22 protein-coding genes and 1 pseudogene are annotated in these 23,118 nt (G+C 65.8%); 14 read left to right on the forward strand and 9 right to left on the reverse strand.

The annotated features are described in order from the left end of the window. The first annotated feature begins 194 nt into the window (after positions 1-194). On the forward strand, positions 195-1,085 hold the full coding sequence (locus ACVI1L_RS27815; protein WP_456784349.1) for a DUF308 domain-containing protein: 891 nt from the start codon (positions 195-197) through the stop codon (positions 1,083-1,085). A gap of 177 nt (positions 1,086-1,262) precedes the next feature. Continuing rightward, positions 1,263-1,676, forward strand: a complete 414-nt coding sequence (locus ACVI1L_RS27820) for a MucR family transcriptional regulator (RefSeq protein ID WP_057015640.1) — start codon at positions 1,263-1,265, stop codon at positions 1,674-1,676. Between the two features lie 4 nt (positions 1,677-1,680). On the opposite strand, the gene ACVI1L_RS27825 is transcribed toward ACVI1L_RS27820, so the two are convergent. From ACVI1L_RS27825 to ACVI1L_RS27835, 3 genes are all read right to left on the reverse strand, one after another. After that, positions 1,681-2,112, reverse strand: coding sequence for a SufE family protein (locus tag ACVI1L_RS27825; RefSeq protein ID WP_141343262.1), 432 nt, complete (start codon positions 2,110-2,112; stop codon positions 1,681-1,683). Between the two features lie 144 nt (positions 2,113-2,256). Next, positions 2,257-2,637 (reverse strand): DUF5330 domain-containing protein, encoded by a 381-nt coding sequence (locus tag ACVI1L_RS27830; protein WP_057015747.1) that lies wholly within the window; start codon positions 2,635-2,637, stop codon positions 2,257-2,259. 17 nt (positions 2,638-2,654) lie between these two features. Beyond that, positions 2,655-2,960 (reverse strand): hypothetical protein, encoded by a 306-nt coding sequence (locus ACVI1L_RS27835; protein WP_316394539.1) that lies wholly within the window; start codon positions 2,958-2,960, stop codon positions 2,655-2,657. 110 nt (positions 2,961-3,070) lie between these two features. Between ACVI1L_RS27835 and ACVI1L_RS27840 the strand changes: the two are divergent. Together ACVI1L_RS27840 and ACVI1L_RS27845 are read left to right on the forward strand one after the other, a co-directional pair. Then, a pseudogene (locus ACVI1L_RS27840) lies at positions 3,071-4,883 on the forward strand (PAS domain-containing sensor histidine kinase). Positions 4,884-4,890: 7 nt separating this feature from the next. After that, complete coding sequence (locus ACVI1L_RS27845; protein ID WP_456785616.1) at positions 4,891-5,613, forward strand: peptidoglycan-binding domain-containing protein; 723 nt, start codon at positions 4,891-4,893, stop codon at positions 5,611-5,613. A 120-nt stretch (positions 5,614-5,733) separates the two neighbouring features. On the opposite strand, the gene ACVI1L_RS27850 is transcribed toward ACVI1L_RS27845, so the two are convergent. Beyond that, complete coding sequence (locus ACVI1L_RS27850) at positions 5,734-7,377, reverse strand: ankyrin repeat domain-containing protein (protein WP_310885003.1); 1,644 nt, start codon at positions 7,375-7,377, stop codon at positions 5,734-5,736. 225 nt (positions 7,378-7,602) lie between these two features. On the opposite strand from ACVI1L_RS27850, the gene ACVI1L_RS27855 reads away from it, so the two are divergent. Continuing rightward, on the forward strand, positions 7,603-7,947 hold the full coding sequence (locus ACVI1L_RS27855) for a DUF1491 family protein (protein WP_456784350.1): 345 nt from the start codon (positions 7,603-7,605) through the stop codon (positions 7,945-7,947). On the opposite strand, the gene ACVI1L_RS27860 is transcribed toward ACVI1L_RS27855, so the two are convergent. After that, positions 7,944-8,876 (reverse strand): DUF2336 domain-containing protein, encoded by a 933-nt coding sequence (locus ACVI1L_RS27860; protein WP_143271184.1) that lies wholly within the window; start codon positions 8,874-8,876, stop codon positions 7,944-7,946. The two genes, ACVI1L_RS27855 and ACVI1L_RS27860, sit on opposite strands and share 4 nt — an antisense overlap. Before the next feature lie 295 nt (positions 8,877-9,171). Here ACVI1L_RS27860 and ACVI1L_RS27865 point away from each other — a divergent pair, with 295 nt between their 5' ends. Next, positions 9,172-9,366 carry a hypothetical protein gene (locus ACVI1L_RS27865; RefSeq protein WP_026192521.1) on the forward strand — a complete coding sequence of 65 codons (195 nt, stop codon included), beginning with the start codon at positions 9,172-9,174 and terminating at the stop codon, positions 9,364-9,366. Between the two features lie 16 nt (positions 9,367-9,382). After that, positions 9,383-10,150, forward strand: a complete 768-nt coding sequence (locus tag ACVI1L_RS27870) for a hypothetical protein (RefSeq protein ID WP_076833173.1) — start codon at positions 9,383-9,385, stop codon at positions 10,148-10,150. Between the two features lies 1 nt (position 10,151). Here the strand turns inward: ACVI1L_RS27870 and ACVI1L_RS27875 are convergent, their stop codons facing one another. Beyond that, positions 10,152-11,012 (reverse strand): LysR family transcriptional regulator, encoded by an 861-nt coding sequence (locus ACVI1L_RS27875; RefSeq protein ID WP_456784351.1) that lies wholly within the window; start codon positions 11,010-11,012, stop codon positions 10,152-10,154. Positions 11,013-11,103: 91 nt separating this feature from the next. Between ACVI1L_RS27875 and ACVI1L_RS27880 the strand changes: the two genes are divergently transcribed. Then, positions 11,104-11,946 carry an MBL fold metallo-hydrolase gene (locus tag ACVI1L_RS27880; RefSeq protein ID WP_456784352.1) on the forward strand — a complete coding sequence of 281 codons (843 nt, stop codon included), beginning with the start codon at positions 11,104-11,106 and terminating at the stop codon, positions 11,944-11,946. Here the strand turns inward: ACVI1L_RS27880 and ACVI1L_RS27885 are convergent. From ACVI1L_RS27885 to ACVI1L_RS27895, 3 genes are read right to left on the reverse strand one after another with little or no spacing between them, the layout of a single operon-like run. Next, positions 11,943-12,563, reverse strand: a complete 621-nt coding sequence (locus ACVI1L_RS27885) for a DUF1254 domain-containing protein (protein WP_057020197.1) — start codon at positions 12,561-12,563, stop codon at positions 11,943-11,945. The genes ACVI1L_RS27880 and ACVI1L_RS27885 overlap by 4 nt on opposite strands. Continuing rightward, positions 12,560-13,138: a DUF1214 domain-containing protein gene (locus ACVI1L_RS27890; RefSeq protein WP_057020198.1), complete on the reverse strand. Its 579-nt coding sequence runs from the start codon at positions 13,136-13,138 to the stop codon at positions 12,560-12,562. The genes ACVI1L_RS27885 and ACVI1L_RS27890 overlap by 4 nt, the downstream gene beginning before the upstream one ends. Position 13,139: 1 nt before the next feature. After that, complete coding sequence (locus ACVI1L_RS27895) at positions 13,140-15,425, reverse strand: transglycosylase domain-containing protein (RefSeq protein WP_456784353.1); 2,286 nt, start codon at positions 15,423-15,425, stop codon at positions 13,140-13,142. Between the two features lie 288 nt (positions 15,426-15,713). Here ACVI1L_RS27895 and ACVI1L_RS27900 point away from each other — a divergent pair, with 288 nt between their 5' ends. From ACVI1L_RS27900 to ACVI1L_RS27925, 6 genes are all read left to right on the forward strand, one after another. Then, positions 15,714-16,250, forward strand: coding sequence for a YcgN family cysteine cluster protein (locus ACVI1L_RS27900; protein ID WP_057020199.1), 537 nt, complete (start codon positions 15,714-15,716; stop codon positions 16,248-16,250). A 159-nt stretch (positions 16,251-16,409) separates the two neighbouring features. Further along, a complete protein-coding gene (locus ACVI1L_RS27905; protein ID WP_057020200.1) occupies positions 16,410-18,005 on the forward strand; it encodes an MDR family MFS transporter in 1,596 nt (531 codons plus the stop codon). 479 nt (positions 18,006-18,484) lie between these two features. Continuing rightward, positions 18,485-19,708, forward strand: coding sequence for an ABC transporter substrate-binding protein (locus ACVI1L_RS27910; protein WP_076833190.1), 1,224 nt, complete (start codon positions 18,485-18,487; stop codon positions 19,706-19,708). Between the two features lie 94 nt (positions 19,709-19,802). Further along, positions 19,803-20,678, forward strand: coding sequence for a branched-chain amino acid ABC transporter permease (locus tag ACVI1L_RS27915; protein ID WP_050424320.1), 876 nt, complete (start codon positions 19,803-19,805; stop codon positions 20,676-20,678). A gap of 1 nt (position 20,679) precedes the next feature. Continuing rightward, positions 20,680-21,606, forward strand: coding sequence for a branched-chain amino acid ABC transporter permease (locus ACVI1L_RS27920; protein ID WP_057020202.1), 927 nt, complete (start codon positions 20,680-20,682; stop codon positions 21,604-21,606). Beyond that, on the forward strand, positions 21,606-23,084 hold the full coding sequence (locus tag ACVI1L_RS27925) for an ATP-binding cassette domain-containing protein (RefSeq protein ID WP_141342550.1): 1,479 nt from the start codon (positions 21,606-21,608) through the stop codon (positions 23,082-23,084). The genes ACVI1L_RS27920 and ACVI1L_RS27925 overlap by 1 nt, the downstream gene beginning before the upstream one ends. Positions 23,085-23,118: the final 34 nt, after the last annotated feature.

Raw genomic sequence — 23,118 nt, forward strand, 5'->3', positions numbered from 1 at the left:
AGCCAGTAAATCTACGGGAGCTGGCTGCCCGACAGCCACTGCGGCTGCGGTGAAGCAACGCATCGCGGCTTGGTTAAGCGGGATTTTAGGGAACTCTGTCTACAATTGGCGGTTGGCGGTGTGGGCAATATGACGGTATCGTGGCGTTGGTGGCCCGCGCCGATTTTCGGTCGGGTCTCCCGGGGGTTAGTTCGATGAAGGTTGGTCTGTTGGTCGTCGGCGCGGGCCTGGTCGTGGCGGGCTTGGCGGCGATCGGCCTCGGAATTCCAAACAAGGAATTCAGCGTCGGCGGCACGTTGATCGCAACAGGCGTGACCGGCGCATGTACCGGCGTGATTGTTCTGGCCCTTGCCGCCATCCTTCGCGAACTCCAGGCCATGGGCGACCGGCTCGATGCCGTCGTGGCAGTGGGTCTGCGGTCCGGGTCGCCGTCTGCAACTTCCCCGCGCGGCACTCCCGACGATCCGGTGTTCCCGCCGCCTGAGCCGAAGGTCTCGGCGCCTCCGCCGCTGGCTCCAGCGTTCCCGCCATCCGCTCCCGCGGCGCCGCCCTGGCACGACGAGATCGCCTCGCGCGGCGCATCAGGCGAGGTGCCGCCGCCCGCACCGGCGGCCGCGCCCGCGGATGGCGCTGCGCCGCCCAAGCGGCGCAATCTGCTGTTTTCCTCCTCGCGCAAGGAGCGCGAGCGGAGCCAGGGGCGTGCCGCCGAGCCGCTCACGCCGGATCTGTTGTCGCCGGAACTGCGTCCGAATCCGGGTGGTTCGGCCGAACCGGCGTCGGCAACCTTCGACGATGCCTGGCCGAAGGCCGACCGGCCGCGGCCGGTCGACGTCGCCCCGCGGCGCGGCCCCCGGACGCCATCGACCTTCAGCGAGGCCCAGTCGGCCGCCGCCGCCTCGCCGTCGTCGGGCCATCCGCCGCCGCCGCAGGAGCAGCCGCCGGTGACCGTGCTCAAATCCGGCGTCGTCGACGGCATGGCCTATTCGCTCTATTCGGACGGATCAATCGAGGCGCAGATGCCGGAGGGCATGATGCGATTTGCCTCGATCGACGAGCTCAGGTCGCATCTGGAGCAGCGGCCTTAAGATCCGGGCCAATACTTGCGCGCGGCCGGCCCGTAGCCGGAAACGCGGCCGTTGTTGTCAGATTTGCTGCAATTCGTGCATATTCGCAAAGTAGTACGCGATTCCATTAATGTATTGCTGCGCATGGATACTGTCCGGTGGGCGCCGGGCTGCCGAGAGCACGGGGAAGATTGAGCCATGTCCGATACGTCAGGCAAAACGCCGGTCGAGCTGACCGCCAACATCGTTTCGGCCTATCTCAGCAACAATCCGACGCCGGCCTCGGACATTCCGAACCTGATCAGCCAGGTCCACTCCGCTTTGCTGCGGGTGTCGAGCGGACGCAACGACACGCCGAGCGAGCCGGCCAAGCCTGCGGTGTCGATGAAGAAGTCGATCACGCCCGAATATCTGGTGTGCCTCGAGGACGGCAAGCGCTTCAAGTCGCTGAAGCGCCATCTGCGCACCCAGTACAACATGACCCCGGAACAGTATCGCGACAAATGGGGCCTGCCGGCCGACTATCCGATGGTGGCGCCGAACTATGCGGTGGCGCGCTCGCAGCTCGCCAAGAAGATGGGCCTCGGCCAGCAGGCGCGGAAGCGGAAGTAAAGATCTACGCGGCGGACGCCAGCGCCTCGCGCGCATCGTTGCGGATGCGGTCGACCATCGAGCGCAGGCCGTTGGAGCGCTGCGGCGTCAGATGGTCGCGGAAGCCGAATTCGTCGAACAGCGCGAGCGCGTCGGTGCCGAGGATTTCCTTGGGCGTTTGCCCGGAAAACAGCGTTAGCACGATCGCGACCAGGCCGCGCACGATGTGGGCGTCGCTGTCGCCGATATAGATCAGGCGCGGTTCGCCGTTGGCATCGCGCTCGATCCGCTTCGACAGCCAGACCTGGCTGACGCAGCCCTGCACCTTGTTCTCGGCCGAGTGCTCCGCCTCCGACAACGGTTCGAGCGTGCGGCCGAGCTCGATGACATAGCGGTAACGGTCGTCCCACTCGTCCAGCAGCGCAAAATTGTCCCTGATTTCGTCGATCGTCGTCATCGTGGCTCGCGTCCTGTCCTTGACGGCTTATATAGGAAGGCGGGCCGCGAAAGCGATGAAAATGGAACCGGTTCCCGGCTGTTTTGACGCGTTTTCTTCACGCGAACCGGTGCCTGCCTCGCTCGACAGCGCCTTGGTTTCCGCTCACGGCGTCGGCGGCAGGCGGAATTCGATCGACTGATCCTCTGCGGTCAGCGTGTCGCGGAACGCGGTGGCTGAATCGGTATTGTCCTGGCCGATCGAGCCGGTGTGATCGGGTGGCTTCTTGTCGGTGATGATCTGGTAGAGCTTGCGCGCCCCGTCGGTCGCGCGCTGGCCGATTGCGGTCGCGGCCTGGCCGCCGACCTCGCAGGCGGACGGCTGGCGCTTGCAGAACTGACCCATGTCGTTGATCGTCGCGGTCGCGGCCGACACCGCGTCCGACGCGCTGATCTGCGGCGCCTTGTCCGCTTCAGGTGTTTTGTCTCTCGGCAGCAGCACGAGCACAAGCCCGAGCCAGAATGCCAAACGCAGCAGGAAGAACATGGCGCGATCCCGGTCGTCTATCTTGTCTTGCTTCTTGAGCGGTCGATGCCGCTATTGGCCTTGAGGGTTAGCATCGGTCGATAAATCGGAAGTATCTGCATTGAAGTAAATCCGCCGAAAAATCGCGGAAAATTCGCCTGAATTGATTCGCCGTAAATTTTCGATTGATGGCGGCCGACGCGCGCCGGATACGCAGGATTCGCCGCGTCCACCATTTCGAAACCATAGAATGTCGCATCCGGAAACCAGCCGTTCACCATCCCCGACAAATGGCCGGTGAATAGCGGGTCAAACCCGCTCCAATGCACGGTGTTTGGCGGCACGCCGCCCAGCCTTAGCGTTCGCTTAAGTTCGCTCTGACACGTTGACCTGCAATCACGAAGGAGGCGTTCCGGCGCGTCTGTGTTGACGATTGAGCCGAAGCGCGAGTGCTGTGAGTAGTTTGAGTCTGATCCGCGATTGCCTGGATGCGCTGCTGCATCCGTCGGCGCAATATGATGCGCTGACGCGTGCGCGCCATCGTGCCTTCATGGCGCCGCGGCTGCTCGGCAGCCTGGCGGCGCTTGCCTCGTTCCCTGCCTTTCTTGCGATGCGCGGTGCGCCGACGGCGATCGAGGTCGCGGCATTCGCCTGGCTGATCGCGCCGATTCTGCTGTCGTGGTTCCTGTCGCGCACCGGCCGCTATGAAGGCGCGCATGTGCTGTCGTCGCTGGCGCTCGCCGGTCTCGTGATGATGATCGCGGCGACGACCGGCGGCATCGCCTCGTTCGCCGCCGTGTGGCTCGTCGTGATTCCGATCGAGGCGGCGCTGTCGGCCTCGCGGCGTGTGGTGGCGTTTGCGTTCGCGCTGGCGATGATCTGCGCGGCGCTGCTGAGCGTGCTCGGCCATTATCATGTACTGCCGGTCGTCGATCCCACGGTTGCTTCGAACAGCATGCTGATCGGTTTCGGCGTCGTGTCGGCGATCTTCTACGCCGCCGGGCTCGCCTTCGGTGCGGAGTCGCTGGCGCGCACCAGCGTGGCGCTGCTCTATGTCGAGGAAGAGCGCTACCGCCTGCTCGCGCATAACATGAGCGACGTGCTGTCGCGGCACAGCCGCAACGGCGCGGTGCGCTTCATTTCGCCCGCGGCCGAGAACATGCTCGGCGTGCCGGCATCGCGGCTGTTGGGCCATGGCCTGTTCGACCGCGTTCATGTCGCCGATCGCCCGGCCTATCTCACGGCGCTGTCGGACGCCGCGCGCGGTGACTCCCGCAGCGTCGAGTTCCGCGTGCGCCGTGACGGTGCGCGGGGCGAAGCCGTCGCCGAATTCATCTGGGCCGAGATGCGCTGCCGCCCGCTCGATCAGGCCGCCGCCGATGCCGAGGTCGTCGCCGTGATCCGCGACGTGACCGATCGCAAGGTGCAGGAGCAGGCGCTCGAACAGGCGCGCAATGTGGCCGAGCAGGCCGATGCGTCGAAGACGCGCTTCCTGGCCACCATGAGCCACGAACTGCGCACCCCGCTCAACGCCATCATCGGCTTCTCCGAGATGATCGCGCAGGAAGACGTGCTCGGCCTCGACGTGGCCCGCCGCAAGGAATACGCGCAGCTGATCAACGATTCCGGCCAGCATCTGCTGTCGGTCGTCAACGGCATCCTCGACATGTCGAAGATGGAGTCCGGCAATTTCGAGATTTCGCCGGAGCCGTTTGCGCCGCGGCCGGCGCTGCTCAATTGCTGCAATCTTGTGGCGTTGAAGGCGCGCGAGAGCGGCGTCGATCTCGTCACCCGCGTGCCCGACGATCTGCCGATCGTGAACGGCGATCCGCGCGCGTTCAAGCAGATCGTGCTCAATCTGGTCTCGAACGCCATCAAGTTCACCGAGCGCGGCGGCAAGGTCACCGTGTCGGCCGGTGTCGAGGGATCGCGGCTGGTGCTGCGTGTCTCGGACACTGGCGTCGGCATCGCCGCCGATGATCTCAAGCGGATCGGCGATCCGTTCTTCCAGGCCGGCAAGACTTATCAGCGCCGCCACGAGGGCACCGGTCTTGGTCTTTCCATCGTGAAGGGGCTGGTCGGCCTGCACCACGGCGAAATCAATGTGGAGAGCAAGGTGGGCGAGGGCACCATTGTATCGGTCGCGCTGCCGCTGGCGTTCACCCCCGCCCGCCGCCGTCGAGCCGTCCAGCAATGTCTCGACCCTGAAGCCCGCGCTGCGTTCCGGACTACAAGAGCAAACCCATCAGGTGAAGAAGAGTGCCTAGACAGACTTTGGATGACGATGAAACGCCGCGCCGTCGCCGCGGCGCCAAGGCAGTGGCCATCGCGGCCGAGGAGGAACGTGGCCTCGTCCTGCGCCTGCTGCTGCACAGTCCGAAGGATCTGGTCGCCGGCGTGCTGGCGACGTCTGCCATCGTTGCGATCCTGATCAATGCGCTGTTCCTGCAGGCGGGCCGTCATCCGTCGCCGATGTTCGGCGGTTCGGTTGTGACGCTGCCGCCGGCCCCGGTTGCCGCGGCCACCAGCCCGATACCGCGCCCGCGTCCGGCCGAGGCGGCTGCCCGATCGGCCGAGCCCGTCGACGTGAAGCCGGTGGAGACCAAGCCGGCCGAGACCAGGTCCGTCGAAGCCAAGCCGGCAGAACCCAAGGTCGAGGCCAAGCCGGTCGATCCGATGGCCAATCTGGTGCTGAAATCGACCACTGCGCCGCCGGCCGCAGCACCGTCCCCGGCCGCCGCGCCGTCCAGCGTCATTCGTCCGCCGGCGTCGATTCCGACACAGCATCTGAGCCCGGCCGGAAAACGCATCGCCGCGGTCCAGCGTACACTGACCGAGTATGGCTACGGCCAGCTCAAGCCGACCGGCACGATCGGCGCCGACACCCAGCACGCGATCGCGAAGTTCGAGCGCGCCCGCAAGCTGCCGGTGACCGGACAGATGTCCGATCGCTTGGTGCGCGAGCTCGGCGCGATGATCGGCCATTCGATCGAGTAGTCTCTCTGCGAAGGCATTGAATATGTATTCGTCATGCCCGGGCTTGTCCCGGGCATTGACGTCTTTGAGACTTGTTGCAGCCAAGACGTGGATGGCCGGGACAAGCCCGGCCATGACGAGTTAAGGCGCATCGCCCAGCAGAACGTCCCTGACCTCGTCGGAGAACAGCTTCCTGCGGCCGGCCACCAGCACCCATTCCGGATCGTCGCGATCCGGAATAGCGCGCGGCATGCCGTGATCGAGCAGGGCCTGCGCGCAGGCCACCCAGTCGCCGCCCCTGACCGGCTCGTTGCAGGAGGCCCATGACAAGGAGCCGGACACGTTGTCGCCGAAGCCGTGCTGCTCGGTCCACTCCGCGCCGTGCTCGAGCAGGAATCGCGTCAGGCCGGCATTGCCGCGGAACACCGCGTGATTGAGTGCCGACGCATCCCAATCGCCGCCGCGCACCGTGATCGGCCAGCCGAGCTCGACCATCAGCCGCACCGCATCGTCGCCGCCTGCCGCGGCGAGCTCCGGGAGCAACCGCAATTGCCGCGGTGAAAGTGAACCTGGAAGATCGGGCCGACCGGCCTGGATTCGCCGCGCCTCGCTCTCGTCACCGCTGCTGCACGCCGCGACGAACCGCTCATCATCGGCAAGCGTCTCGTCGCCGGTACGCTCGCGGAGCAACTCGGCGACCTCGGTCAGTCCGAATTGCAGCGCGTACCTGTAGGCGCTGAGCCCGCCTGGTGTCGTGATGCGCGGATCCGCGCCGGCGTCGAGCAGTATCGCGATGCAGGTTCGCGACCGCCGCCGGCGGATCGCCCACAGCAACGGCGAGCCGCATTCGGTCAGCGGCGCGTTGCCGGCGGGTTCGTTTGGATTGCCGCCGTGCCGCAGCAGCAGGTCGAGCGCCGCCACGTTCTCGTCATCGAGCACCTTGTACATCGCGTTGGTGCCGGCGATCCGTGCGCCATGCTCGAGCAGCAGGCCAGTCGTCACCGAGCCTTCGAGCGAGTGGTAGAGCGATTCATTGTCGTTCGGATTGGCGCCCGCTTCGAGCAACAGTTTGGTCAGTTCGAGATCGTGGTTGCGGCCGGCGGCGCCGTACAGCGCTGACAGCGGATTGCTGTCATCGGGTGCGTCGAGCGTTCCGGGCGGCCAGCGGCTGCTGATGTGCTGGTCGGGATCGGCGCCGGCCTGCAGCAGCAGGCGTGCGCAGCGATGCAGCCGCGCTTCAAATTCCGGAATCTGCAGCAGGCTGGAATGCGTCACGGCGACCAGCGGCGGCAGTTTGAACGGACCGCCGGCACGGTTGACCCATGTGGGATCGTCGTTGGCGGTGCGTTGCACTGTCTCCTCGTCACCGATGGCGCAGGCGAGATAGGGATCGTCGGCGACAAGACTGGAATCCTCGGTGAGCATCCGCGCCGCAACGCGCGGATTGGCGCGGTCGGTGGTGCCGGCGACGTCCGCGGCATAGACCAGCTGCAGCCATCGCCGCACGCGATCGGCCTTGCTTTTACCGGACGGCAATTGTGCGTCGACATAGCGCCGCAGGTCCGGCCAGGAGGCGAAGCCGAGATCGCGCGCCACGCAGGACTGCGCATCGTGCAGCCGCAGATTGAGCGCGGCGATTTGAGCGTCGCTGCGCCCGGCCGCAGCCGGAAGCGCATGCCGGAAACGCGCGTAGGCCTCTGGCGCCTGCCGCCGATAAAGGCGAATGAGCTCCTTGGCCTGCTTCTTCAGATGATCGAGATTCAATCGCCCGGGCGATCGGTCCATGGAAACCTCCGTGCATCATCGCCGATGGTCCACAAAACCGGCTGCACAAAGGCTTGGTTGGCCGCTCAATTGGTGCAAGTGGGTTCAACCCTTCCCGTGGACCCGGGCGCGGCTTGCACCGCAGATGCAAGGATATTGGTGACGATTGGTTCGGTCAACCCGCCGCGGCGTGACGACATCTGTGACAATTGGACGTGACCGCGCCGCTGGCCTATAGCTCGGCGCATGCGATTGAAAACAAGCATTTGGGTCGCGGCGTATCTGCGCCGCTGCCAGACCGAGGGCGTGTTCGGCGCAGTCCGCAAGAAGGGCGCTGAGGAAGCCGGCGCCGTGTTCGTCAAGGTGGCGTTGATGGACGGCAACGCGATGCTGTATGCGCCGGCGCCGCAGACGGTCTATGACGACAGCCGTCCGGTCGAGCGGCTGTTCGTGCCGATGGCACCACAGCCGGTATCCGAGCCGTCTGTCGAGGAGCGCTTGACCAAGGAGCTCCGCTTTGATCCCGATGCCTGGATCGTCGAGACCGAGGACCGTGCCGGGCGGCACTTTCTTGATCTGGCGAAAAACTAGCTTCCGGACTTCTGGTTGCGAATGGCGGGCGCGCTGCCGGGCTGCAACGCGGGGCGCGTCTGCGACGCCGTCGCGCGCACGCGATGACGCTCATCGTCATAGAGCGACGAGCGATACCTGGCGCGGGCCACCGCCATGGTCGAGCCGCGCCACGCCGCCAGCATCACCAACGCCGAGCGCTCGCTCAGGCGATCGTAGAGCCGCGACAGCCGATAGACGTAGTTGACCGAGGAGCCGGCTTCCGGATTGAGGAACATCAGGATCCGCTGGAACGCGGCGCTCGACACGTCAAGCGCCCGCATCGCGCAGGCGAGCGGCTCGCCGCCGGGATCGTTGACGACGTCCGCGGCGATCCGCGACGGCAGGATCAGCGCCTCGCCGAGTTCGAGCGTGAAGTTATCGAGGTCCTCGGCAAACGCTGCCATCTCCAGGATATGGATCGCGCGCGCGGCGCGCGCGGCCGGGATCCGCGCCGCGGCCTTCAGCGGCGTCTCCTGCAGATTGTGCAGGATCTGCGCGCGCTCCCTCGTGCTGGCGGCAAAGAACATGTCGGAGATTTCGGCGGCATCGTTTGGCCGCATGGCAAGGCTCGCGGCCATCCGCAGCTCGGCTTCGGTCGGGACCTTGGCCGGCAGCGCTGACGGGGCGGGCGCGGGAATTGGCGTGGCCGCCGGCATCGGCTGGTCGGGACCGACGCGGCGCAGCCCGAGCTTGTCCACGATCCGCGCGGGCGTCGCCGGATAGATCGCAAGCCGCGCGCGGACCGCGGCACGCGTCGCGTCGTCGACCTCGTCGATCAGGCGCGTCGTCAACTCGACGAACTGGCGCTCTTCATCGGCGGAGTGGGCGCTCGCCTGCACATAGAGGTCGGTCAGGACGCGCAGCAGCGTCGGGCGGATGTCGACGCCCTCGCGACGGGAGAGCGTCATCAGCCCATCGAAACCAGGAAATAGCGGAGCTGCGCTCATCTCGGGCGTACGCGACTTGCCAGTGAACTTCGGTTTGAAAGCCTTGTGGCAGCGAGCCTACGCAGGCTGTTTTAAGAGGCAGTTAAGGAAAACAAGCCGTGAAGGTGAATGCTCGAATTTGCGCGTGTCTATTAAGGCACAGCGCCATATCCGTAACCGTCCGTACCGGCGGCTTAAGATGTCATTAACCATGCGCGTTCTTAACTCGGCGTGCGCGGGGCAAATCATGTCCGTGCGGGGCCAGAGAGAACGGAACATGGGCACCATCGTTGAGTTTCCGGCGGATGCGGCTGCACGGCGGCCGGGCATGGCCGGTGCTGCCGGCGAAGGCATGGGGACCGTACTGATCCTTCCCGTCGTCCGGATCGAGCGAACGACGGAGGAGACCGGCGGTGGTCGCGGACCGGAGCAGGGCACTGCGCAGGGCCGCCGTCGCCGACGCCGCTCCTGATCGCGGACATCGGGCAATGCCGGAGCTTGTGCAGCGGACCGTCGCGCGGCGGTCACTCCCGGCGCTGATCCTGCTGCTGGCAGGCTCGGCGCTCGCCGGCTGCAGCGGCGGCGATTTCGGCCGCACCCGCGCCGATTTCCGCAACGACGATATGCATCGCTGGATCGGTGCCGAGGCGACCGGCAGCATCGGCAAGAACGCTTCGCAATTCCAGCTCACCGAACACGAACGTCAGCTGCGCGACCTCGCCTATCAGTTCATCGAGCCGCCGCTGTCGCGTCCGGCATGGAAGAGCGTATTCGGCGACTACCAGCCGCTGCCATCGCCGTGGCGGCAGAGGGTCGTGTTCGATCGCACCGCCTATGGCCGCAATTTGATCGATGAGCCGCATCGCTCATTCGCCTCGCGCTATTCGCTGCTGATCGACGAGGTGCGCGACGACATCACCCGCTTCGAGCCGTTCTTCGCCACCGCGCTCCAGGTGATCGAGCTCGATCGCAAGCGCAATGCCAGCCTCCACATGATCGCCGACGTGTCGCCGCGCGAGCGGGCTGATGCGGTGGCGCGGATGGAAGAGAACACGCTGATCGTGCAATGGGTCCAGCAGGCCCTGGAGCGGCGGATCTCGTCCTATCGCTGGGCGCTGGAGCGACTGGTGATCCAGGCGCCCGACGGCATGGCCGCCGACGCCGAACGCCAGATCAACGAGCTCGCCCGGCTCACCGCCAATGCGCCGCTCATATCCGCGCCGGTGACAGGCCAGGCCGTGGTGACGAAGGGCTAGTCTAGGCGCGCTTCGTTTTCTTCGCCGTCGATTTGACCCGGCGACTGTTGGCTTGCCGTGGCAAGCTCGCAATGAATGCCTTCAGCGCATCGGAGGGCGGGTGGGCCGAGGGGTAGGCGAGGCCGACCTGGCGCGTCACGTCGATATCGATCGCGCGCATTGCGACATCAGGATTGCCGCGCGCCACGCCCTCGGGGACGATCGCGACGCCGACCCCAGCTGCGACCAGCGCCATCGCCCATTCCTCGGATTCCGCGATCGCCACCGGCTTGCGCGGCGGTGACGTGCGCTTGAAGAATTCCTGCTGCTCGCAATGGCAGCGATCGATCATCGGAACGCCGGCGAAGTCGGTGGTCCGCAGCGTCTCCTTCAGCGTCAGGGGATGCGAGGGCGGCAGAGCCGCGACATAGCGCTCGCTCCACAGCGGGATGAAGTGCTCGCCGGCGCCGACCATGGTCTTGGCGACGATCCGCGCGTCGGCCTTCTCGCTGGCGCCGACCAGCCGGAGCGCAAGATCGGTATTGCCGGTCAACGGCTTCAGCAACGCGATGGTCCGGGCCTGATCGAGCGTCCGCAACAGGCCGAGCGTCAGCGCCTGCTGCGTCGCGGGCTTGCGGAAGAGATTTCGCGCCGCGTCCGCCTCGTCGATGATCCTGCGGGCGATGCCGTGAAACTGCGCGGCTGAGGCGGTCGGGGCCATGCCCTTCTTGTGCCGGATGAACAGCGTGGTGCCGAGCTCGGCTTCGAGATTGGTGATCGCCGCCGAGATCGACGGCTGCGAGATGAAGCAGCGCTTCGCCGCGGCGGTCAGGTTGCGCTGGCGGTAGACCGCGGCGAAGTAGCGGAGTTCGCGGATATCCATAGGTATATCCTATCACAGAGATAGAAAGACAATATTTTACCTATGGAAACGCGAGTGGCAAGTCTGCGCCCGTTACAGCGGAGGACCTGTCATGCGCATCCACCATCTCAACACCGGCACGATGTGCCCGATCGGAAAGCGGCTCGTGAACGGCAGCGGCAGCATCTTCCAGCGGGCGCGGATGGTCTGTCATTGCCTGCTGGTCGAGAGCAATGACGGCCTCGTGCTGGTCGACACCGGGATCGGGCTCGACGACATCGGCGACCCGCCGCGGCTCGGACGCAAATGGGTGCGGCAGACGACGCCGCGGCTCGATCCGGCCGAGACGGCGGTGCGGCAGGTCAAGGCGCTCGGCTTCTCGCCGGGCGATGTGCGCCATGTGCTGCTGACGCATCTCGATCGCGATCACGCCGGCGGCGTGCCGGACTTTCCGAAGGCCAGGGTGCACGTCCATCGCAAGGAGTACGACATGGCGGTGACGCATCAGGTCACGCCGCCGCAGGGGCGCTACATCACGGCGCAGTGGCAGCACGGGCCGGACTGGACGTTCTATGGTGCCGGCGGCGAGGACTGGTTCGGCTTCAAGAGCGTGCGCGCGCTCGGCGACCGCGAGCCGGACATTCTGATGATCCCGTTGCCGGGCCACACGCTCGGCCATTGCGGGATCGCGGTGCGCGACAAGGACAGGTGGCTGCTGCACGCCGGCGACGCCTATTTCCACCACGCGCAGCTCGATGCCAGGCCGCGGATCCCGCTGGTGCTCGGCATGTTCCAGCGCCGGGCGGACATGGATCGCGCGATGCGCATCCAGAACCAGGAGCGGCTGCGGCAATTGAAGGCGGCGCATGGCGCTGATGTGACGATCGTCAACAGCCACGATCCCGTCGACTACGAGACCTGCCGCTGCGGCGGGCACGCGCTCGCCGCGAGCTAGCGCTTGCGTGCCGCAGGCGGCGGGGCCGGCACAGGCAGCGGCGGCGGCGCCTCCTGCTTGGCCGCGACCGGCTCGGTCTGCACCTTGCAGGAGGAGGCGGCGAGCGAGGCCTGCGCCTGCGGCATCAGGCCGGGCTCCGGCGCCAGCGCTTTCAGGAGGATCAGGCCGGTTGAGGTCGGCGAGTCGATGATCAGCCGGTCGGCAGCGGTGATTTCCTCGTCCTCCGGCAGCTCGTTGTGCTGCGCTTCCGTCATCAGGTCGAGCTCGATCACCTTCTTGCCGGCCGAGCGGTCGTTGATCGCGTAATAGGCGACCTCGTTGCGGGTGTAGAACGACACCGACGTATAGGCCTGGCTGACCGGCACGGTGAGCTTGAGCGGCCCGGTCGAGAGATCGTAGCGGCAGATCGCCACCGCGAAGGCCGGATCCATCAGCGGCATCGGCGAGTGGCTCGGGTCGGCCAGCGGCAGCTGCGTCACCTCGTTGAGCTTGGTCATCGGCGTCAGCCGCGAATAGGCGTCCTGCGAGGCGATGCGCGGCAGCGCCAGCACGCTGACGAGATGCACCACGCCGCCGAGCAGCACGCCTGCGAGGATGGTGAGCAGCACGCGGATCATGGGCAGCCCGTCGTTGTGATCGACGGCATCGGCGCGTCGCGCTGGGTGCGGGTCGCGACCCCGACCGGCGTGTCGTAGAGGCGCAGCATCAGGGCGTAGCGCTCGATGCCGCCGGTCGGCAGCCAGTTGCCGGCGCGCGAGCGCGAGGCGATGTGGATCTCGAACGTGCCGTCGGAGGCGCGCATGATCTCCTGGCTGGTGAAGCCGTAGCGCTGCAGCGTGTTGGCGACAAGGTGCCCCTTGCGGTCGAACAGCGTCAGTGTCCAGAACCGCGCCGCCGGCGTCACGCCGCTGACCACGATGTCGCAGCGGCCATCGAGCGGCTTGTTCTTGTCGTCTGTGGTCGCCGAGAACGCGATGCCGTCGCCGGTGCCGATCGGCAGCTCGCCGCTGCGCGCGATGGTGGCGCGCGAGTAGGGATCGACATCGGAGGTGCCGCTCTTCGGCCGCGCGGTCCAGGCACCGATCTTCAGCGTGCCGAGATCGGTGCCGCGGGTCGCCGTCGCGTAGGTCAGGCCGAGGCCGACGGCGGTGGCGATGACGAGTGCCAGCAAAGTGGTGAGGAGGAGCCGCACGTCAGTTCTTGCGTGGCGGTGCCGGTGTCGCGCCGTCCGGCCCGGCCGCGGCAACGTAGTTTTCGGGGAACGCCAGCGCGCTCGAGGACTCGGCCTTGCCGGTCTTCGAGGACTCGTTCAGCGTGGTCTTGCCGGTGGTCTTCTCAGCCGTCCTGGCCGCGTCGTCGAGCATCTTCTCGACCCGCACCAGGATATCCGCGCCGCGCTTGGTCAAGACCGGCGGCGGACCCGGCTTGGTTTCCAATACGCGCGGCGCCGCGTTGGCCTGGGCATTGGTCTGCGCCGGCTGCGGCGGCAGCTTCTGGCCCATGCCGACGCCGACGAGCTCCTTGACCTCCACGCCCTGATGCGCCGCGACCATGATGTCGTGCCAGGTCTGCGCCGGCAGCGAGCCGCCGGTCATGCGGTTGGTCGGCGAATAGTCGTCATTGCCGTACCAGACCGCGCAGGTGAAGTTGCCGGTGTAGCCGACGAACCAGGCGTCGCGATAGGCGTTGGTGGTGCCGGTCTTGCCGGCGGTCGGAATGCCGTCGAGCGCGGCGCGGCGCGCGGTGCCTTCGCTGACCACGTGGCTCATCATGCCCGCCATATCGGCGGCGATGTTCGGCGGAATCGCCTGCCGCGGTTTCGGACCGTCGCGGTCCCAGCGCCATACCAGGTCGCCGGCGCCGGTGCGCACCTCGAGCACCGAATGCGGCGTCACCGCCTTGCCGCGATTCGGGAAGGTCGCATAGGCGACCGCGTGCTCCAGCACCGTGACTTCGTCGGAGCCGATGGGCAACGACGGCGTATCGGGCAGCGGCGCCTTGAGGCCGAAGCGGCGCGCGACCTCGACGATCTTGGCGCGGCCCGCCTTCGGCCCTTCCTTGCCGCCCATCATGATCGAGAGCTTGACCGGCACCACGTTGATCGAGCGGGTGATCGCCTGCGTCAGCGTGACCTGACCCGAATAGGAATGGCCATAGTTCTGCGGGCACCAGTTGCCGATGCAGACCGGGCCGTCGACGATCTTCGAGTTCGGCGTGAAGCCGTTCAGCAGCGCCGTGGTGTAGACATAGGGTTTGAACGACGAGCCCGGCTGGCGATAGGCGTCGGTGGCGCGGTTGAACTGGCTCGCACCGTAGTCGCGTCCGCCGACCATGGCGCGGATGCCGCCGTCGAGATCGGACACCACGGTCGCGGCCTGCGTCGCGTGATAGTCGCGCCCGAACTGTCGCAGCTGGTTCTCGATCGCTTCCTCGGCCGCCTTCTGCACGTTCATGTCGATCGCGGTGCGGACCACGAAGACGCGCTCGGTGTAGGATTTCGGGAAGGTGTCGACCAGCTTGCGCATCTCGTCGAAGGCGTAGTCGAGATAGTAGTTCGGCGAGTTCTCGTCGCGCCGGTCGACCGCGACCGCCGGATTGCGGCGGGCGCCGAACACCTGGCCCTCGGTCATGAAGCCGGCATCGACGAGGTTGTCGAGCACGACATTGGCGCGGGCGCGGGCCGCGGGCAGGTTGATGTGCGGGGCGTATTTGGTCGGCGCCTTGAACAGGCCGGCGAGCATCGCGGCCTCCGCGAGATTCACGTCGCGCACCGACTTGTTGAAATAGAAATGCGCCGCGCCGTCGACGCCGAAGGTGCCGCCGCCCATATAGGCGCGGTCGAGATAGAGCTTCAGGATCTCGTTCTTGGTGAGCCGCGTCTCCAGCCAGATCGCGAGGAAGGCTTCCTTCACCTTGCGCTCGATGGTGCGCTCGTTGTTCAGGAACAGGTTCTTGGCGAGCTGCTGGGTGATCGACGAACCGCCCTGGCGGACGCCGCCGGCCTGCGCGTTGGTGACCAGCGCGCGGGCAAGGCCCGGCACGTCGATGCCGAAATGGTCGTAGAAGCGGCGGTCCTCGGTCGCGAGCGTCGCCTTGATCAGATTGTCCGGAAAATCTTCCAGCGGGATCGAGTCATTGTGCTTGATGCCGCGGCTGCCGATCGGGTTGCCGTAGCGGTCGAGGAACGTCACCGCGAGGTCGGACTTCTTCAGCCAGTCCTCGTCGGCGGTCTCGCGGAAGGCGGGGATCGCGAGCGTCAGCATCAGGATCATGCCGCCGAGCCCAAGGGTTGCGGCCTCCGACAGCGGCTCGATGAACACCCAGCGCTTCCAGCGGCCGACATAGAAGCGGTCCATGAAGGTGGAATAGCGCTCGTAGAGCTCGCGCAGGCCCTTGCCCGACGAGAACAGCGTCGAGTCGATACGCGCATCGAGGTCCAGGAAGAAGTTCCGGACCCTCTGTTTCCAATGGGACGGCATGATCTGAAAGGACCGGACCCTTGATCAGTTCGACTGCGCTGTGGGCGCCCAAACCGGGCACAGGGCAGCGTCTTGCTTCGATGTTGCGGCAATCCCAAGGCGCTTTTGCGTCGATGGGGACTCGTTCGTTGTTCTATCCGAGCGGCTGCCATAAACCAATGGCGCGGCTTGTGAATTTAATGGGAGCCCTAACGCTGCCCACCGGCTTTTTCGACCCCGCAATACCACCCCCTTGCGCAAGCGTTGCCGGCATCCCAAGAAGAGTTGCACCGCCATTTCAGGGATATCATGACCGCATCGCCCAAGCGCCCGTCGGACCAGGAGGGATTCTTCTGGAAAACCAAGACGTTGGAAGAGATGTCCAACGCCGAATGGGAGAGCCTGTGTGACGGCTGCGCACGGTGCTGCCTGGAGAAGCTCGAGGACGAGGACACCGGCAAGATCTATTTCACCCATATCTCCTGCAAGCTGCTCGATTCCGGCCTCTGCACCTGCAAGGACTACCCGAACCGTTCCGACCAGGTTCCGGATTGCGTCCGTCTGACACCCGAAAACGTCCGGACGCTGAACTGGCTGCCGCCGAGCTGCGGCTACCGGCTGGTGGCCGAGGGGCGGGACCTCTATTGGTGGCATCCCCTGATCTCGGGCGATCCCAACACCGTCCATGAAGCCGGCGTCTCGGTGCGCGGGCGGGTGGAGGGCACCGAGCTCGATGTCAACGACGCCGATCTCGAGGATCATATCGTGCGATGGCCGGCTCTGCTGCCGAAACGGGCACAATTGAAGAAGCGGCCGAAAACGCTGGGCAAGACGACCAAAGCGTGACGTCGTCGCCGCGTCCGCGATCACGTCACCGCGAGAACATCGCGGCGGGATGCACCCATGCGCTGGGGTGCCTGCCTCAGCATTCAATCGCTGCATAAATTGCGAAGCAGAGAATGATTCCATCGCGGGACGCGCCCGCGCAGCAGCATTACGCCTCAAATGAACAAGTATGAACGGCAGAGCCGGATTCCTGCCGACCAAGAGACATTGCCCGACGACATTGCCGAAGAGCTGTCCCGCCTTCCGAGCGAGGTGATCGAACTCAGCGAAGCGCCGCCGCTGGCGCCGCCGGCACCACTCAATCCGGACGAGGTCCGCACCATCGTCATCAGCCTGATGCTGACGATGTTCCTGGCCGCGCTCGACCAGACCATCGTCGCGACCGCGCTGCCGACGATCGGGCGCCAGTTTCACGACGTCACCAATCTGTCCTGGGTGATCACGGCCTATCTCTTGGCCTCGACGGCGGTGGCGCCGGTGTTCGGCACGCTGAGCGACATCTATGGCCGCCGCGTCATGATCATCACCTCGCTCAGCCTGTTCGTGGTCGGCTCGGTGCTGTGCGCAATCGCGCCCAGCATGACGATGCTGATCGTCGCCCGCGGCCTGCAGGGGCTCGGCGGCGGCGGCATCATGCCGGTGGTCCAGACCGTGATCTCCGACGTGGTGAGCCCGCGCGAGCGCGGCCGCTATCAGGCCTATTTCTCCAGCGTCTGGATGGCCGGCGGCATCCTCGGCCCGGTGGTCGGCGGCGTATTCGCCGAGCATCTGCACTGGTCGATGATCTTCTGGATCAACCTGCCGCTCGCGGCGGCGGCGCTGGCGCTGCTGCTGCCGAAGATGGGCAAGATCCCGGTGTTCCACCGCAAGCGCAAGGTCGACTGGCTCGGCGGCATCCTGCTGATGGCCTCGGCCGTCGTGTTGATGCTGGTGCTGACCTGGGGCGGCACCCGTCTGTCCTGGCTGTCGCCGACCATCACCGCGATGGTGGGCGCCTCGATCGCGCTCGCCGGCGCCTTCGTCTGGCACGCGCGCCGCGCCGACGAGCCGTTCCTGCCGCTGTCGCTGCTCGGCGGCTCGGTGGTGCCGTTCGCGATGGGGGCGGGCGGCTGTGCGCTCGGCGCCATGGTCGGCCTCACCGTGCATCTGCCGCTCTATTACGAGGTGGTCTATCATCTCACCGCCAGCGAGGCCGGCCTCGCGCTGATCCCGCTCGCGGCGATCTCGACCTTCGGTGCGGCGATCGCCGGCCGGACCATGGCGAAGGCCAAGCACTACAAGCGCGTCGCCATCGTCGGCACCTCGGTGGCCGCGATCTGTGCCGTCGGCATGGCGGTGACGACGCTGCCGCTGTGGGGATTATTGCTGTTGATGAGCGTGTTCGCGCTCGGCCTCGGCACCACATTCCCGATCAGCGTGGTGTCGTTGCAGAACGCGGTGGCGCGGCCGCAGGTCGGTACCGTGACCGGCGCGATGAACTTCTTCCGCGCGATGATGGCCTCCTTCACGGTCGCCGCCTTCACTACCATCCTGCTGATGACGCTGGGGACCGACATCTCGCTCGCCGGCGAGCATCATGCCGCCTCCGCCGGCACCGTCAGCGCGATCCCGATGGCCGACATGATCCATGCGTTCCGCTACGTGTTCGGCGCCGCCGCCGTGCTGCTGACCACCGCCTCGATCTGCATGATCACGATGGAAGAGCGCCCGCTCGCTGGTCCCGCCGCCCGCCCGCCGGCGGAGATGGCGGAGTAGAGGCAGTCGCCTCATACACCGCTGTCGTCGCCGAGGCGGATGTTGTGAATCGGACTCGTCGTTCCAAATCGCGTAACAATGAGCATCCGTGGTTGTGGGTCCCCGCTTTCGCAGGGACGGCACTGAGCTTGTCGCACGGCCAGCGGGCAACAATCCGCGTTCTCGCGACATGAATTGCCCGAGCCGTGCTTTTCGTTCCGCTCTCTCCGCTTCGCTCGCCCCGCGTAATTTGCGCAGCGGGGAATGACGATCTGAGCGATCGGTGCACCACCAGTTTATTCCCCCGCTGCCTCATGTTTGTTCATTTGGTGAGCGCCGACCCACTACTTTAGTCGCCGTCCTTGCATGGCGATCTGCGCGCAGTTTCACTTGCTGCGCATTTTGTCGCGGCTATAGTCGCGCCCCAAGAGCTCGAAGCAGCCGAAGAAAAAGAGGAGAGAAACAGGGTGACAAGAACATTGCGACTCCCCGTGCACGCGATGCAGAAACTTGCAGGAGCGGCCGTGTTGGGCCTGTTGGCTGCGGCGCCGAGCGGAGCGCTGGCTGCCGACACCCTCAAGATCGGCGTGATCGCCGAAGCGCAGGCGATTGCCGGTGCATCGATCCCGCAGGCGGCGCAGCTGGCCGCCGACGAGATCAATGCCAAGGGCGGCATCGACGGCCGCAAGATCGAGATCGTCAGCTACGACAACCACTCGTCCTCGGCGGATTCGGTGCGCGCGTTCCAGCGCGCGGTCAACGAAGACAAGGTCAACGTCGTCATTTCGAGCTACATCAGCGAAGTGGTGCTGGCGCTCGAGCCCTGGGCTTCGCGCCTGAAGACGCCGTTCGTCACGCCCGGCGCCGCCTCCAACGAGATCAGCAAGAGCGTCCACGCCGATTACGAGAAGAACAAGTACACCTTCCACGGCTACCTGACCTCGGCCGCGCTGGCGCTGTCGGTCTGCGACGCCGCCAAGGAGCTGCTGGTCGATCAGAAGCACATGAAGACCGCGGTCATCATGAGCGAGGATGCCGCGTGGACCAAGCCGCTCGATGTCGGCTACGAGGAGTGCCTGCCGAAGATCGGGCTCAAGGTCGTCGACCATATCCGTTTCTCGCCCGACACCACCGACTTCACGCCGATCTTCAACAAGGTCGAAGGCTCCAAGCCCGACGTGATCATCACCGGCATCTCGCATGTCGGCGTGCAGCCGACGGTGCAGTGGAAGAACCAGCAGGTGCCGATTCCGATGTTCGGCATTTCCTCGCAGGCGACCAATGAGACCTTCGGCAAGGACACCAACGACGCGGCGGAAGGCGTGCTGTATCAGGGCGTGTCCGGCCCGAACGTCGCGGTGACGCCGAAGTCGGTGCCGTTCGCGGAAGGCTTCAAGAAGCGCTACGGCAACTATCCGTCCTACGCGGGCTACACCGCCTATGACGAGGTCTACTACATCGCCGATGCGGTGAAGCGCGCCGGCTCGGTCGAGGCCGACAAGATGGTCGATGCGCTGGAGAAGACCGACTGGGAAGGCACCATCGGACGCGTCCAGTTCTACGGCAAGGACGATCCGTTCACCCATTCGATCAAATACGGCAAGGGCCTGATCACCGGACTGATGCTGCAGTGGCAGGGCGGCAAGCAGGTCGCGGTCTGGCCGAAGGAGGTCGCCAAAAGCGATCTCAAGTTCCCGAGCTTCATCAAGGTCACCACGAACTGACTGATGATCATGCTCCCGGGCCCCACCCGGGAGCATCCCTGTTCGGTTCTGTGTCCTCCACAACAGGCAGCCCTGCTGCCGCGGCCAATCTGAGATGCTTGCCTTACAAATCCTGATCGATGGCTTTGCCATCAGCGCGCTCTATGCGCTCGGCGCCACCGGTTTCACCCTGATCTTCGGTGTCTCCGGCGTCCTCAACCTCTCCCACGGTGCCATCATGGTGGCCGCCGCGGTCGCGGCCTGGGCCGCGGCCAGCGTGCTGCACCTCGACATCTACACCGGCGCGCTGTTCGGTGTCGGCGTCGCGCTGATCGTGTCGTTCGCGACCTATTTTGCGGTCGTCAAGCCGATCCAGAATTCAACGCGGATCCCCAACGAGGAGAAGGAAATCTTCGTCCTCACCGGCACCCTGCTGTGGGGCATCATGATCCAGGAGCTGATCGCCTATTTCTTCACCAACAACGCCAAGACGGTGCTGCCGATCGTCGAGGGTGTCGTCGATATCTTCGGCAACCGCACACCGCGCAACAATATCTTCACCGCGCTGGTCTGCTGCCTCGTGATCGGCCTGCTGTGGCTACTGGTGAACCGCACCAGGACCGGCAAGGCGGTACTGGCGGCTTCGATGAACCCGCGCGGCGTCACGCTGCTCGGGCTCGAGCTCACCCAGATCTACATCGTGGTGTGGGGCATCTACGGCATTCTCGCCGGCATCGCCGGCGTGCTGCTCGGCATGTTCCTCGGCGTCAGCTCCTACAGCGTCGGGCCGCTGACCGCGAGCGCGTTCTCGATCGTCGTGCTCGGCGGCCTCGGCAGCGTGTCGGGCTCGCTGATCGCAGCCTTCGTCGTCGGCTATCTCGAGACCATCACGGCCTACATGATCTCGCCGGCCTATCGCACCATTCCGGCGCTGCTGCTTCTGGTGTTCGTGATGTATATCCGGCCTCAGGGCCTGCTCGGGAGGCGCTGAGATGGCCAGCTTCTTTTCCTCGCGCTTGTTCTTCATTTCGCTGGTCTGCGTGGTGGTCGCCGCGACGCTGCCGTTCTACGTCTCGGGCTACATCCTCGGGCTGCTGACCGTCGCGTTCTATTTCGGCGTGTTCGCGATGGCCTGGGACCTCCTGTTCGGCTTCGCCGGCGAGGTCAATTTCGGGCCGACCTTCCTGATCGGCACCGGCGCCTACACCGCCGGGATCCTCAACAACCAGTTCGGCTGGTCGGTCTATCTCTGCATCCTGCTCGGCGCGCTGGCGTCGGTCGTCGCGGGCTTCGTGCTGGCGCTGCCGGCGCTGCGGGTGAGGGGGCCGTATTTCGGCCTGACCACGCTGGTGGCGGTCTTGATGCTGCAGAACTTCGTCGTGGTGTTCGCCGATCTCACCGGCGGCGAGATCGGGCTCACCATCCCCGACGTCATCACCATCAATGCCGGCGCCAATTACTGGATCGCGCTCGGCTTCATGACCGTGAGCGCGGCCATCCTCTACGGCCTGTCGCAATCGCCGGTCGGTCTCGTGCTGCAGGCGAGCGGGCAGGATCCGGTGCAGGCCGGTGCGCTCGGCTTCAACATCGTCAAGCACAAGCTCGCGGCCTTCATCGTCAGCGCCTTCTTCTCGGGACTGTCGGGCGCGCTGCTCGTGTTCTACTTCGGCACCGCCTCGGTCGGCACCGTGGTTGACGTTGCGGTCGGCGTGAACGTGATCGTTTCCGCCGTGCTCGGCGGCCGGCGCACCGTGCTGGGAGCCGCGCTGGGCGCGATCTTTCTGATCGTGGCCGGCGAGTTCCTGCGTCCGACCGGCGAGCTAGCGACCTTCATCGTCTCGGCGGTGGCGCTGCTCGTCGTCCTGTTCTTCCCCGGCGGTTTCCTCGGAGCGGCCCTGTCACGCGAGGCCCGCTCTTAATGGATCAGACTGTGACCACCGCAACGCTCACCGTCCGCGGATTGACCAAAAGATTCGGCGGCCTGACCGCCGTGAAGAACCTCTCGTTCGATCTGCATCCCGGCGAGATCCTCGGCCTGATCGGACCGAACGGCTCGGGCAAGTCGACCGCGATGAAGAGCGTGATGGGCATCGAGCGCCCGACCGCGGGCGAGGTGCTGTTCGAAGGCGAGAACGTCGCCGGGCTGCCTGCGCACAAGATCGCGCGCAAGGGCTTCGGCATGGTGTTCCAGCACTCGCGGCCGCTGAACCGGCAGACCGTGCTGGAGAACATCATGGTCGCGCTGTTGCCCGACAGCCTGTTCATGCTGTTTCCCGACAAGGCGCTGACCGAGCGCGCCAAGTGGATCGCCGAGCGCGTCGGGCTAGGGGCAGTGATGGACCGCCGCCCGCCGACGCTGCCGTTCGCCGACCTGCGCCGGCTGGAATTGGCCAAAGCGATCGCGCGCGACCCCAAGGTCGTGCTGGTCGACGAGCCCTTCGCTGGTCTCACCAGCGCCGAGGTTGGCACCTTCTCGGCATTGATCCGCAGCTTCCGCGACGAGGGCCGCGCGGTGATGCTGGTCGACCACAACGTCAAGAGCGTCGCGGCGCTGGTCGACCGCGTGCTCGCGATGTATCTCGGCGAGGAGATCACGACCGGCCGCGCCGAGGACGTGATGAAGAACGAGACCGTGCGGCGGGTCTATCTCGGCGGCGCGATCCAGACGCACGCGCGGCCCGAGACCTCGTTCAAGGACAAGGTGCCGCTGCTGCAGGTCGAGAATATCAGCGTGCATTACGGCAAGGCGCAGGCGCTGGAAAACGTCTCGATCCACGTCCATGAGGGCGAGTTCGTCTCCGTCGTCGGCCTCAACGGCGCCGGCAAGACCACGCTGTTCAACACCATCTCGGGTTTCCTGCCGTATACCGGCGAGATCCTGCGCGGCGGGCAGCCACTGCGCGGCACGGGACCTGCGAAGATCGCTCGCTCCGGCCTCGTGCAATGTCCGGAATCGCGCGAATTGTTCGGCGAGATGACGGTGCGGGAAAATCTCGACCTCGGCGGCCAACATCTCGACGACGCGGCGCGGGCCAAGCAACTCGCCTGGCTGTTCGAGCTGTTCCCGATCCTGAAGGAACGCCAGGGCCAGATGGCGCAGACGCTGTCCGGCGGCGAGCAGCAGATGCTGGCGATCGGCCGCGCGCTGATGATGCAGCCGCAGATCCTGATCCTGGACGAGCCGACGCTGGGGCTTGCGCCTGTCATCCTCGAGCTGCTGTCGAAGGCGCTGGAGAAGCTGCGCCAGACCACCAAGATCACGGTGCTGCTGGGCGAGCAGAACGTGACGTTTGCGCTTCCGCATGCCGACCGCGTCTATGTGCTGGAGCACGCGCGGATCGTCTGGGAGGGCGATCCGGGCCGGTTCGCCGCGGAGGCCGGCAAGGACTTTCTCTGACGTTCGCAGTTTGAAAAGAAGAAAGCAAAGCAAG

It is taken from the genome of Bradyrhizobium sp. USDA 4516, from assembly GCF_054055915.1.